The following is an 11,995-nucleotide window of genomic DNA, read 5'->3' as shown; positions in this document are numbered from 1 at the left end:
GGCTCCCTTGGTTGGTTTAGCCGTTTTTCATTGCGGAGGTCATGATGGTCGAGGTTTTGGAAAGAGAAAAATTGGCCGAGGCACCTGCTGATAGTTCTCCGGCAGCTTCTCGAAAAATTTGGACTGACGAAGAGTTTATGGCTTTACCGGAGGATGGCAATCGCTATGAGGTTGTGAACGGAGAACTGGTTACTGTGGGCTCGGCAGGCGCAAAGCATGGGTACTACGTAAGTTTGATTCATATCATTCTAGGCTCGTACGTTCGCAGTCAAAGGATTGGATTTACCTTCGATTCCGATACTTCCTTCAAAATGAAATCCGGTAATCGCCGCTCTCCGGATTGTTCTTTTTTTTCCAAAGAACGACTGCAATCTCTGGGCGGGATCCCAAGGGGTTATATTGAGGGATCCCCAGACTTGGCTGTAGAAGTTCTCTCCGATGCCAACACCGTTGGAGAGATCCATGACAAGGTTGTTGAGTATTTTGAGAATGGATCCCGGCTGGTCTGGATCATTCATCCTGAAGAGAAATACGTTCTGGTCTATCGCCGGCCTGAGCCTGAAGCATTGAAGAAACCCGGCGACATCCTGGAAGGTGGAGAGGTGATCCCTGGATTTGCGCTGGATTTATCAGAGTTTTTTGCCGAGCCGGAGTTGTAGTTTTTCACCAACGCAATGCCCGGATAAGATGCCTTCAGCGCCTAGGGAAAAGCAACCCCTGTTAAGCTAGCCTAAGCAGTGGGATCCCATTTCATGGCACCGGTCTATCCGCAGGTTCTGGAGCGCAATCCCAAACGGCTGCGCATTGCCCTACAACGGTTTACCTCTCAGCAACTGGCTTGGCGGGCGGCAGGGGGCTTGGTGCTGCTAATTTTGGGATCCCAACTGTGGGCCCGTTCGCCGCTGTGGGGGTTGGTGGCTGTGGGGATGGGCTTGTGGATTGGGATCCCTTGGGGGTTGGGGCAGATCCTGAATCTAGATTGCCAAAGCCAACGGGTGACCTTGACCCGGCTGCGTGGCCCTTGGGGGATTTGGCGGCAGCAGGTGTTTTCTTATCCCTTGGCCCAGTTGCAAGGGGTGCGGGTACATCGGGTAGGCCAGGAGGTTTTGGACAACCAAGCTCAAGAGAGTTTTCAGGTCCAAAGCCAAGTGCGGCTGCAGTTTCACAGCGATCCTTCTAAACCGGAGCTGAACGAGGAGGTCATCGCCTGCTTTAGCAGCCAAGTCGGCATCAAAGGGGACGAACCAGAAGCTTTCGTGCTCTCTCAGCGGCTGGTGCGCTGGATTGAGAACTATCTATCTGAACACTCAGGAAACCTAAGAAACAACTCTTCACCCTGAAAGCCCCCTTTTCGAGGATACTGCCCCACCGTTCCAGTAGACTCAAACTTTGCTCTCCTTTTCGGGGAGATGGGGAATTGTTGGCACAGTGCTTGATCCTGGGTTAGAAATGCTGCTGAGATTCTTGAGATTCTTGTAAGCTTTGACACTCCATACACTTACTTTACTTAATTACGTAATTATGAGCGCCTCCTGGGATCTGGTCAACCTAAACACCTTACTCGACCGAAACACTCTGCCCGGATGGCTTTGGCTGCTCCTTTGGGGATCCTCACTGGCCGTGGTGATGTACTGGCAAAAGCGCTGGCTGCAGCGGGATCAGGTGGGTTTTCCCGATGTCATCATGCTGGCGCGTGCAGATACGACGGTGGTGGAATGTAACGAAGCTTGCCAGAAAATCTTGGGGGATTGGCGGGGCAGGCGCTGGATCGACGTGCTGCCGGCAGAAGAGCAGGAGCAGGCGCAGCAAAAGATAGCCCACCTTACCCCTCAGCAGCCCACCTTTACCCGGATTAGCAGAGTGGCGGATGCAGCGGGGCAGGTGCGGTGGTTTGAGTGGATCAACCAAGGCATTTTTGACCGGCGGGGCCGCTTGCAGTTCATTCGCGGGGTGGGCCGAGACATTACCGAGAAGAAACAGTTGGAAGAAAACCTGCGGCTGCGGGAAGCCCAACTGCGCACCTTGTTGGACGCCCTGCCATTGGCGGTGTGGGCCAGGGATCCCCAGGGAGTGCTAATTTTGCAAAATGCCACTGACCGCGCCTGGTTTGGCGATCTGCTGGGTACTTCTCTGGAGGAGGTGGCTCAGCAACATCCCCACTGGCCGGAGTACACCTCTCAAGTTCTATCCGACGTAGAGCGGCAAGGGTTTTGCCAATTCGAGGGCAAGGAAGTAATTCAAGGTCAGGAGCGCTATACTTATCGCCTGGCCGTAAAGCTTCAGGATCAGTCTAAAGGTTTGGGACTTCTCGGCATTGTCCTAGATATCACCGAACAAAAGCGGCTGGAACAGGAGGTGTGGGAACAAGAAGAGCGTTTTCGCGCCTTCCTCAACAACAGCCACGACATTTTGTGTCGGATCGATGCCCAAGGTCTGCTGCATACCTTAAATCCTCCGGCTGCTGAGAAAATTTTGGGGCGTGCTCCCAATCAGGGAGAGGCCGTACCCTTGGATTGGGTTCACCCCGAGGATCGGCAGAACGTTGCTAATGCTCTTGAGCAACTCAAGGCTCGACCTGGCGAGACACTCAGCTTTATTTACCGGGCCCAACACGCCGATGGCCAGTGGGTGTGGCTGGAGAGCCTCTGCACCAATCTCTTGGATGATCCTTTGGTTCAGGGGATCGTTTCCAGTACCCGCGATATCACCCAACAAAAGCAGGTGGAACTGGCTTTGCGAGAGAGCGAAGCCCGCTTCCGAGAAATTGCAGAGGCTGTACCGGTGGTTTTCTTTGTGTATTCTGCAGACTTGAGCCAGTCTCTCTACAAAAGCCCCCAAAGCGAGAAGATCTGGGGTTACACAGCAGAAGAGTTTCGCCGCAAGCCAGATCTCTGGAAAGACAGGATCCATTTCGAAGATCTGCCAAGGGTACTGCAGGCGGCCGCCCGAGCCACTCAAGAAGCCCAGCAGATCACCTACCGCATTTTCCATCGGGATGGCAGGCTGCGCTGGCTGCGTACTTCTTGCCGACCCATCTTGAACGAACAGCAAGAGGTTATCCGTATTGTTGGCATTACCGAAGATATTACGGAGCAGAAAGAAGCAGAGCTGGCTCTACAAGAAAGCGAAGCTCGGCTTAGGGCTATTCTGGACGGGATCCCTTTTTCTATCTTTCTCAAAGATCTGGAAGGGCGCTATCTTCATGTAAACAAGACTTATCTAAAACAGAGAGGCTGCAAGGCAGAAGAGCTCTTTGGAAAGTTGGATAGTGAGCTGTTCGCATCAGAAGAGGCTCTAGAATTTCGAGATCAGGATCAAAAAGTCCTGCAATCTCCGCATCCTGTCAGCTACGAGCGAACCTTTTTCCGCGATGGCAAGAGATTGGCCCAGTGGGTCACCAAGTTTGCCCTGCGGGATCAGCAGGGGTCTCCTTACGCCGTTTGCGGCATCGCTGTGGACATAACGCCCCTCAAACAAGCCCAAGATCTGTTGCTGAAAGAAGCAGAGCGGGAGCGGCTGCTTGGAGCTTTGCTGCGACGCATCCGTCAGGATTTGGATTTGCAATCTATCTTGCAAACCACTGTTGCAGAAGTGCGAGAGGTTTTCCAGGTGGATCGGGTGATGATCTATCAGTTGCAGGAAGGTGTAGGGGGGTTTGTAGCTGCTGAGTCGGTGGCGGATCCCTGGCCCAGCCACCTGGGCCGCTACGTGTGGGATGAGTATTTCCAAAGGGATCCGCGCTATCGCAAGTACCAAGAGGGCTTTGTGCAAGCCATAGCCAACGTGGCGACGGCCAATTTGGATCCTTGCTATCGGGAGCTCTTGGAATCTTTCCAGGCCCAAGCCAACTTGGTGATCCCGATTCGGCAGGGTGAGGCTTTGTGGGGTCTATTGGTAGTTCAGCACTGCCAATCCAGCCGCCCTTGGCAAGAGTGGGAAATCCGGCTTTTACAAGAGCTGAGCGATCAATTAGCCATCGCGTTGCAACAGGCCCAGTTATATGAACAACTGCAAGCCCTCAATCAAACCTTGGAAGAAAAGGTTCGGCAACGCACCTCTGAGTTGCAGCGATCCCTGCAATTTGAGGCCCTGCTGAAACGCATCACTGACCGGGTGCGCGACTCTCTGGATGAAGCTGAAATTCTCAACACCGCTCTGCGCGAGCTGGGAGAAAACCTAAATGCAGATGGCTGCTATATTGGCCTTTACAACGCCGATCTCACCCTTTCCGCCATCAGCTACGAGTATTGTCCTCGCTTGGGGTCGGCCTTGCATACTTGTATTCCCTTTGCCCAATATCCAGATCTCTACGCCCAGTTGTTGCGAGGAGAGCCCTACATATTTTGTTTACTTCCTGACGCCCCCCGCCAAGGATCAGTCTTGGTCTGCCCTCTGCGGGATGGGGAGCAAGTCTTGGGGGATCTGTGGGTTTTTCGCAGCAGCGAGGAAAGTTTTGATGAGCAGGAAATGAATCTCGTAGCTCAAGTGGCCAATCAATGTGCTATCGGCCTAAGGCAGGCGCGCCTATTCCGAGCTGCCCAAGAGCAGGTGCAAGCCCTGGAGCGCCTTAACCGCCTCAAAGATGACTTTATCAGCACCGTCAGCCACGAGTTGCGCACTCCTCTAGCCAGCATGAAAATGGCGTTGCACATGCTGCAAGTTGCCCCTGCGAGGGAGAAGCAGGCCCAGTACCTATCCATCGCCCAGCGGGAATGCCAACGGGAGATCGAGCTGATCAATGACCTGTTGGATTTGCAGCGGCTAGAGGCAGGAGCCTATGCTTTGAATCTGCAAACGCTGACCTGGGAAGCCTTGTTGGGGGATTTGCTGTTGGCTATTGGCGAACGCGCCCGTACTAAGGGGCAAACCTTTCAAGCCAACGTGCCTCTGGAGAGCAGCATCACCACAGATCCTCTCCTTTTGGGGCGTATCCTGCGGGAGCTCCTGCACAACGCGGTGAAATACACCCCCGGCCAGGGATCCATCCGCCTAGAAGTCAGGGTTGAGGCCAACCGAACTCGCATCCAAGTCAGGAATAGCCAAGAGATCCCGGCTGAGGAACTCACCCGCATTTTCGAGCGTTTTTACCGGATCCCTAGCAATGATCCTTGGAAAGAAGGGGGCACCGGTCTGGGCTTGGCTTTGGTGAAACAAATGGTGGATCAACTGAGGGGATCCATCGAGGTCAGCAGCGCCGCCGGCTGGACAACTTTCACGCTCCACCTGCCCCCTCTGCCCCAGTTTTAAAGGTTGAGCGGATCCCTGGGGACTCCTGCTTTGCGCTTGCGCTTTTCCAGGTTGGTTTCAAAGTAGCGATGGTTACGCAGATCTGGCAAGATTCCTGCCTCAGAAACTTAGCCCTTAAAGCGGCGCAGCGCCGATTTGATCCCTACCTTAGGGGTTCTCTCCCCCGGTACCTCTGCACAGCCCGTCTTATTGTAAGTTCTGTAGCAACAGATACGGAAATAGTTCCCAACACAGATGCTCATCTCGGCCAGAAGAGATAGAGGCTGAGTATTCTGAGGGTTGCTGTCGTATCCGGGATCTGGATTGGCCGCCAACCCAACCTTCTCAATCTGGTCACGCTGCCGAAGACGCGAGGCAGAGAGGATTTGTTGCAAGTAAGTTTCAATTCACAACTTTTTCTTAATAAGTGATTTCGGTTCTTGAGGATCTGGCTTACTTTGTTACCTGTAGAGTGTTCCTTGCCAAAAACCTATGAGCATTGTTGCCCAAGTCATCGCGCAGTCGGACGCGGCTGATCGCTTCCTCAGCAGTGCCGAGATCGCCAAGCTAGAGGATTTCTTCAGCAAGGGTCAAGTTCGCATCCGAGCCGCCCAAAAGTTAGCAGAGAACGAGCAAAAAATTGTCCAGGAAGGCAGCAAACGGTTTTGGGCCAAATGCCCCAACACCCCCAGCAATAAGGGCAACCCTCAAAAAACTGCCCTCTGTCAACGAGATCAAGGCTGGTATATCCGCTTGGTTAGCTATTGCATCTTGGCAGGCAACGATAAGCCGCTGGAAGATATCGGCTTGAACGGCATGCGAGAAATGTACATCTCTTTGGGCGTGCCGCTACCCAACCTGCGGGTGGCGATGAGCTGCCTAAAAGAGGTAGCTGCCGGCATTCTTTCTTCAGAGGAGATGGCTCTAGCTGCCCCCTACTTTGATCGACTGATTCGCGCTTTTTGAATCGATGAATGGATAGACAAATCGCTGCCCTCTCGCTCAGTTTTAGAGTTGAGGCGCGCTACTCCTGCCTCTGTGAGCTTGAGGTTTCGGCTGGCTTTGCGAGCTTGACCTGCAAGCTGTGAAGTTGTCTTAAGTTGCAATCCATAAGAGTTCTCACAGGCAATGCCTGAGCAAGCGGTGCAAGGACTCCGTCCCGCTAACGCGAACAGCATTTGCCCAATTGCCTCAAGAAATCAGTCCCTACTAGTGCTTAGAGGAGAAAAATCCATGAAAGATACCATCACTTCCCTGATTAACCCCGCCGATGAGAAAGGCTCTTACTTAGATGCCGCAGCTCTGGAACAATTAAATCGCTATTTCCAGAGTGGCAACATGCGCGTCAAGGCGGCCAAAACCATCAGCTCCAGCGCCAGCAGCATTATCAGCAAAACGGTTGCCAAGAGCTTGCTCTACGGGGATATTACCCTACCGGGGGGCAATATGTACCCTACTCGGCGCTACGCGGCTTGCTTGCGGGACCTGACCTATTTTCTACGCTATGCCACCTACGCCATGTTGGCTGCCGATCCCTCAATTTTGGATGAGCGCGTGTTGCAGGGTTTAAAAGAAACTTACATCACCCTCGGCGTTCCCATCGATCGCGTCATTCAGGCCCTCAATGCCATGAAAGAGGTCCTGACCGAAAGTCTCGACACAGAGGCAAGTCAAGAAATGGCCGTTTATCTTGACCATATCATTGCCGGTCTGAGCTAAACGTGCCTGTATTTTTGAGGGCTCACTGAGGAGCTATCTATGAATGCCAAAAAGATGCACCCATCGGGCTACCCCTGGTGGTCAGGTAACGCTCGATTGATGAACCTCTCTAATACTTTTATCGTGGCGCATGTGGCCCATGCGGCCTTGATCATGGCTTGGGCGGGGGGCTTTACCTTGTTTGAGCTGGCCAAGTTCTCGCCAGAGCGGCCCATGTACGAGCAAGGGCTGATTTTGCTGCCCCACTTGGCCACATTGGGGTGGGGGGTTGGCCCCGGTGGCCAGATCGTCAATACCTTTCCCTATGTGGCCATTGCCTCAATTCACCTGGTGGCTGCCGGCGTGTTGGCTGGAGGAGCCTACTTCCACCAAACCCAACTTCCCCCCAGCTTAGATATGGAATTCGGCAGGGCTGCCAAGTTTCACTTCACTTGGGATGATGCCAAAACGTTGGGAGTGATTTTGGGGCACCACCTACTGATTTTGGGCCTGGGATCCCTATTGTTGGTGGCCAAGGCGATGGTGTTCGGGGGGCTGTATGACGCCAACACCGGTCAGGTACGCCTGGTTACGGCTCCAACTTTGGACTTTGCCACCCTTTGGAACTACCGCACCCACCTGTTTGATGTCAATAATTTGGAAGACTTGGTGGGGGGCCATATCTATGTGGGAGCTCTTCTCTTGTTGGGAGGGGTGTGGCATATCCTGGTTCCGCCGTTTGAGTGGGTTAAAGCTCGCTTTCTCTTCTCAGCAGATGGGATCCTCTCCTACTCTCTATTCGGCATCGCCCTAGCCGGTTTTGCGGCTTCTTACTACTGTGGGTTTAACTCGCTGGCCTACCCGGTGGAGTTTTACGGCCCCACCCTGGAGCTGAAATCCGCCTTTACTCCTTACTACTTCGATCCAAATCAAACGGGAGCGTGGAACTACTCCTCAAGGGTTTGGCTGGCGAATGCTCACTTCTACTTAGCCTTCTTTTTTCTACAAGGATCCCTGTGGCATTTTCAGCGAGCGATGGGATTTGATGTCGGCAAGATGCTGCAGCTTTGGCAGCAGAGTCGGCAGGAAATGACCTCTCAGTCGGTGTATCAGGTTCAATTTCAGTGCCGACCTCAGCCTGACTTTGCAACTTTTTACGAGCCGCCCTTTGCAGGTCCAGAGCCTCTATCTGTATCTCCCGAGGATATCTACTGGTATCAGCCGCCAAAGGCTCCCAGCTCCAGATCTCTATCGTTGATAAACGGCGTTCGGCAAACTCTCTATGAAGTGAACTACACCCTTAGGAGGTGGATCTTCTACGAGCCCGCAAGAGAGAAGATAGCTTTCAATCGTTCTGACTTAAAGGCAGATTATGGTTCGCGCAAGTCAAGGGCTGATTTCTCGAAGTTTGCTCGATCTCTGCCCAAAGTCTTCTACGAGCCGAGCAGAGTTCAGGCTTAACCTACCTGGGATTTGAGGGGGTTTGGCCCTCAGGAGAGGTGATTACCCTGCCTGGGGGCTTTTTGCTTTGCTAGGGCTCCGCAGTGTGGGCTAAGGAAGGGAGTACCGATCTAGACTTGGCCTTGGTGAAGCAAATGGTGGATCAACTGAGGGGATCCCTCGAAGTCAGCAGCTCTGCTGGTTGGACAACTTTCACGCTACATCTACTCCAATTGCTGCAATTCTAACCCCTACTCCACCACTCGCCCTCGCTTGGGGATTTGGGATACAGTACTGGTAGGGATCCTGAGGAGCTTTGCCTAAACCTATGACAACTCGCCTGGCTCCGCCTCTTGCCCTTGAAGACTTCCTCAAGTTGCCTTACATAGAAGATTCTCCGGCGTGGGAGTATGTGGATGGAGTTGCCATTCAAAAACCGATACCCAAAGCCCGCCACTCCATTTTGCAAAAACACTTTGCAAAAACACCTTGTGGCCGAGGTTGATGGCAGCACCACCGGCTATACTGCCCTACCCGAATTGCGATGCACTTTTTCCGGTCGTTCCATTGTTCCCGATATTGCCGTAATTGCGTGGGATCGAACTCGCCTAAGTGAAACAGGCGAGCCAGAGGATGACTTCACCGCAGCACCCGACTGGATTATCGAAATTCTTTCGCCGGGTCAAAGGGTAAGCCGTGTAATCGATAATATCCTGCATTGTCTAAAGCACGGCAGCAAATTAGGGTGGATGGTGGATTTAGACGATTACTCTGTTTTGATATTTGCCCCTCAACAAGAGCCAGAAATTTGCCGAGCAGATCGTCAGCTCAAGGTGATCGATGGGATCCAGTTAGCATTGACTCCACAACAAATCTTTGTTCTCCAATACACTACCCCCGCCGCATGGCCGTAACCCCCGTGGGATCCAGCACCTTGCCCCGTTCCACCTCGGCATAGACCAGGTAGCGATCCCCGCAGTCCATCCAAGTTTTCACACGGCACTCCAGGTAAGCTAAGGCATCCAACAAAATGGGGCAGCCATTTTCGGCAGTGGCCGTGGCCAAGCCGGCAAACCGATCTTCTCCAGGGCGCTGGGGCCGCTGAAAGTGCCGCTGCAAGTTGCTGCCCTTGCCTTCCCGCAAGATGTTGAGCACAAAGGGTGCCTGGGGATAGGTCAGCAGTTCGGCTTCTTGGTCCTTGCTCACCGATAGAGTTAGCCCCGGCGGATTGAAGCTGGCCTGGGCCACCGACCAGGTGAGAAAGCCACGGCGGGTCTCTCCTTGCAGGGCGGTGACTACACACAGGGATCCCACCACCCGGCTCAGGGCTTGCCCAACCCGATCCGCCTGAGTTTCGCTGCTGGTTTGGCGAGGGGCGCGGGCTCGTTTGGCTTTGCGCAGGGCCTGAGCAAACTGGGATCCCGCCTCTTGACAGGCTTCCAGGATTTCAGGGGTGGGCTTAAACTTGGCGCGGATCGTCTCAAACCCCAAGGAAAAGCCGGCATTGAGCAACTTGTTCTCGATGAGATCCACCGCTTCTCCGCTCCAGCCGTAGGAGCCGAAAACCCCGGCCAATCGGGTGGTGGGAACTGAAGAAAGGATGATGCCAAGGGCGGTTTGGATCTGCACAGGAGGATGGCCGGCCAAGGTCGGGGATCCGATAACAAACCCTTGGCAGCGCTCCAGAGCCTGGGCGATCTCCTCCGGAGTGGCCCATTCGCAGTTGATCCGCTCCACCTTAACGCCGGCCCGCTCCAACCCTTGGGCTATGGCCATGGCCATCAAACCTGTATTTCCGTAAGCAGAAGTGTATAGGAGAGCTACCCGCTGCTCGCCGGGATCCTCTTCGCACCAAGTGTGGTAGTCCAGCCGCAAGCGCCGCAGGCTGTGGCGCACCAAGGGGCCGTGGGCAGGGGCATAGATTTGGGCGGGAAATTCTTCCAACTTGGCCAGGGCTGCCTTCACCTGGGACAATTGGTTGCGGTGCAAACAGTCGAAGTAGTAGCGGCGGTCTTCGCTGAGCTGCCGCCAATGTTCGTCAAACACTTGCTCATCGCACACGTGGGCGCCGAACAGCTTATCGGTGTAGAGGATCCCGGTAGCCGGATCGTAGGCACAGAGGGCATCGGGGTGGCGGGGTGTGGGCACGGTGCGAAAGTGCAACTCATGCCCTTCTCCCAAATCCAGGCGATCCCCATCTCGGATGACCCGCAAACGGAAGGACTGGTGGCCATTGTAGAAAATGCCCAGATCGGCGGCTTCTTCTTCGTCGCGACTGCGGGGCAAGGGATCCATCTCTTCAAAGGCGGCCCGTAGCGTAATGGATCCCGGTTTGGAGCAGAGCACCATCGCATAGGGAGCCAGAGGCAATAGGGCTTTGAGAGTGGCAATGCGGTTAAAGTTGACGTGGCTGAGCAAAATAAAGTCCAACCGCTGTAGGTACTGGTGTTGGGCCAGCTCTTCTAAAAAGATGCTGGTGAACGATTCCCCCGGAGGATCGATGAGAAGGGTTTGGCGGGCCTGGATGAGGTAGCTATTGGCAGTGGTGCCCCGTTGCCGAGCGTATTCCAGCTCAAACTTCAGGCGATCCCAGGTGCGGGAGCGGAGAACCAGCGTGGACGGGCCGATAAGGGCAACTTGGACATCGCGGGCGGGGATCTTGCTCTCCATAGCAGCCTCCGATGCGGTATCTGTCCTCACCTTGCCACGAAACTGGAGGAATGGGGATCCCTTTTCAGAGTTTCGGGAGAACAGGGGTTGGCTTACCCAAAAGTTGGGTCTGAAGCCCCGTCCTCACAACTGCGCAAGAAGCAAGCGATTGAGGTGGGGAGTGTGTCAAGTTTTTTCAAAGTCGGCCGGGCAAAAAGGAAGAGGCTAAGATCGGCTTGTAGCGTGTTCAGGCTGCCTATGTCTGCCCGATCCAAGTCCAAAGTGGAGGCCCCTGCTAAGGGGATGGATCCCCGCCAGTTTACCGAAGCTGAGGTGGCGGCAATTGCAGAGCGGTTGGAGCGCAATGACTATCCGACCGTCTTTGGCTGCTTGGAAGACTGGCATGCCCTTCGAGCCGTTGCCTTTTATGCTCCCCACTTAGTGGCTCCCTATGCACACCTGTTGGAGTGGGAAGTGGATGAAGATTAGGGCTGTCCTTGCAGTTCTTAAAGGGATCCCAGTGCTCAGGGCAACGAGGGGGGAGGATTTCCGTCAGAGCCTTGCCGGCGAATCAGGTAGCGCACTTCTTCAAGGAGAACGTTGAACCTCTGATCCGTTTCCGCCTGCCGTTGGTTGATGGCCTGGATGGCGCGTTCGTGCTCTCGTTGTAGGGCGGTGAGGGTAACCAGAGCTTGAGTCACTTCCTCTGCCCACTCGGCAAGGTGAGCTAAGTCAGAGCGGGTCTCGCTGACAACTTGCTGTAGCTCTCGCAGGCTTTGAGCTTGGGCAGCAGCTTGTTCGGCAAATTCGGCGCGGCTTTCTTGGATGGACTGACGCAGCTCCTCGATTTCCCGCAGACGGGCGGCGTTCTCCTCGGCAGACTGGGTGCGGCTTTCTTGGATGGACTGACGCAGCTCCTCGATTTCCCGCAGACGGGCGGCGTTCTCCTCGGCAGACTGGGTGCGGCTTTCTTGGATGGACT

The 11,995-nt window shown here is 54.4% G+C and carries 8 protein-coding genes and 3 pseudogenes; 8 read left to right on the top strand and 3 right to left on the bottom strand.

The annotated features are described in order from the left end of the window. Positions 1-44 precede the first annotated feature (44 nt). The 3 genes from ACVWZU_RS07385 (at position 45) to ACVWZU_RS07375 (ending at position 5,247) form a co-directional block, all read left to right on the top strand. Positions 45-659, top strand: coding sequence for a Uma2 family endonuclease (locus ACVWZU_RS07385; RefSeq protein ID WP_414330774.1), 615 nt, complete (start codon positions 45-47; stop codon positions 657-659). Between the two features lie 93 nt (positions 660-752). Continuing rightward, entirely contained in the window at positions 753-1,340 is a 588-nt protein-coding gene (locus ACVWZU_RS07380) for a hypothetical protein (protein ID WP_457444150.1), read from the top strand. Positions 1,341-1,521: 181 nt separating this feature from the next. After that, positions 1,522-5,247: a PAS domain S-box protein gene (locus ACVWZU_RS07375; RefSeq protein WP_457444148.1), complete on the top strand. Its 3,726-nt coding sequence runs from the start codon at positions 1,522-1,524 to the stop codon at positions 5,245-5,247. On the opposite strand, the pseudogene rpsU reads toward ACVWZU_RS07375, so the two are convergent. Next, positions 5,244-5,387: pseudogene (gene rpsU / locus ACVWZU_RS07370) on the bottom strand (30S ribosomal protein S21). The gene ACVWZU_RS07375 and the pseudogene rpsU sit on opposite strands and share 4 nt — an antisense overlap. A gap of 331 nt (positions 5,388-5,718) precedes the next feature. On the opposite strand from rpsU, the gene apcD reads away from it, so the two are divergent. From apcD to ACVWZU_RS07350, 4 genes and pseudogenes are all read left to right on the top strand, one after another. Beyond that, positions 5,719-6,192 carry an allophycocyanin subunit alpha-B gene (gene apcD / locus ACVWZU_RS07365; protein WP_099812040.1) on the top strand — a complete coding sequence of 158 codons (474 nt, stop codon included), beginning with the start codon at positions 5,719-5,721 and terminating at the stop codon, positions 6,190-6,192. Positions 6,193-6,459: 267 nt separating this feature from the next. Further along, the gene (locus ACVWZU_RS07360) at positions 6,460-6,945 is read left to right on the top strand and encodes an allophycocyanin subunit beta (protein WP_099812041.1); all 486 of its coding nucleotides are present in this window, start codon (positions 6,460-6,462) and stop codon (positions 6,943-6,945) included. A 39-nt stretch (positions 6,946-6,984) separates the two neighbouring features. Then, positions 6,985-8,385 carry a chlorophyll a/b binding light-harvesting protein gene (locus ACVWZU_RS07355; protein WP_457387765.1) on the top strand — a complete coding sequence of 467 codons (1,401 nt, stop codon included), beginning with the start codon at positions 6,985-6,987 and terminating at the stop codon, positions 8,383-8,385. A gap of 307 nt (positions 8,386-8,692) precedes the next feature. Further along, a pseudogene (locus tag ACVWZU_RS07350) lies at positions 8,693-9,278 on the top strand (Uma2 family endonuclease). On the opposite strand, the gene ACVWZU_RS07345 reads toward ACVWZU_RS07350, so the two are convergent. After that, a complete protein-coding gene (locus ACVWZU_RS07345; protein WP_457444146.1) occupies positions 9,256-11,034 on the bottom strand; it encodes a flavin reductase in 1,779 nt (592 codons plus the stop codon). The pseudogene ACVWZU_RS07350 and the gene ACVWZU_RS07345 overlap by 23 nt on opposite strands. Before the next feature lie 237 nt (positions 11,035-11,271). On the opposite strand from ACVWZU_RS07345, the gene ACVWZU_RS07340 reads away from it, so the two are divergent. Further along, positions 11,272-11,502, top strand: a complete 231-nt coding sequence (locus ACVWZU_RS07340; protein ID WP_414384377.1) for a DUF2555 domain-containing protein — start codon at positions 11,272-11,274, stop codon at positions 11,500-11,502. Between the two features lie 35 nt (positions 11,503-11,537). Here ACVWZU_RS07340 and ACVWZU_RS07335 read toward each other — a convergent pair. Then, positions 11,538-11,995 (bottom strand): annotated as a pseudogene (locus ACVWZU_RS07335) (hypothetical protein); the annotation flags it as partial.

This window comes from Thermostichus sp. MS-CIW-26 (assembly GCF_054059115.1).
The sequence above is the reverse complement of the archived record's forward strand: the minus strand, read 5'-3'. Positions and strand labels throughout refer to the sequence as shown.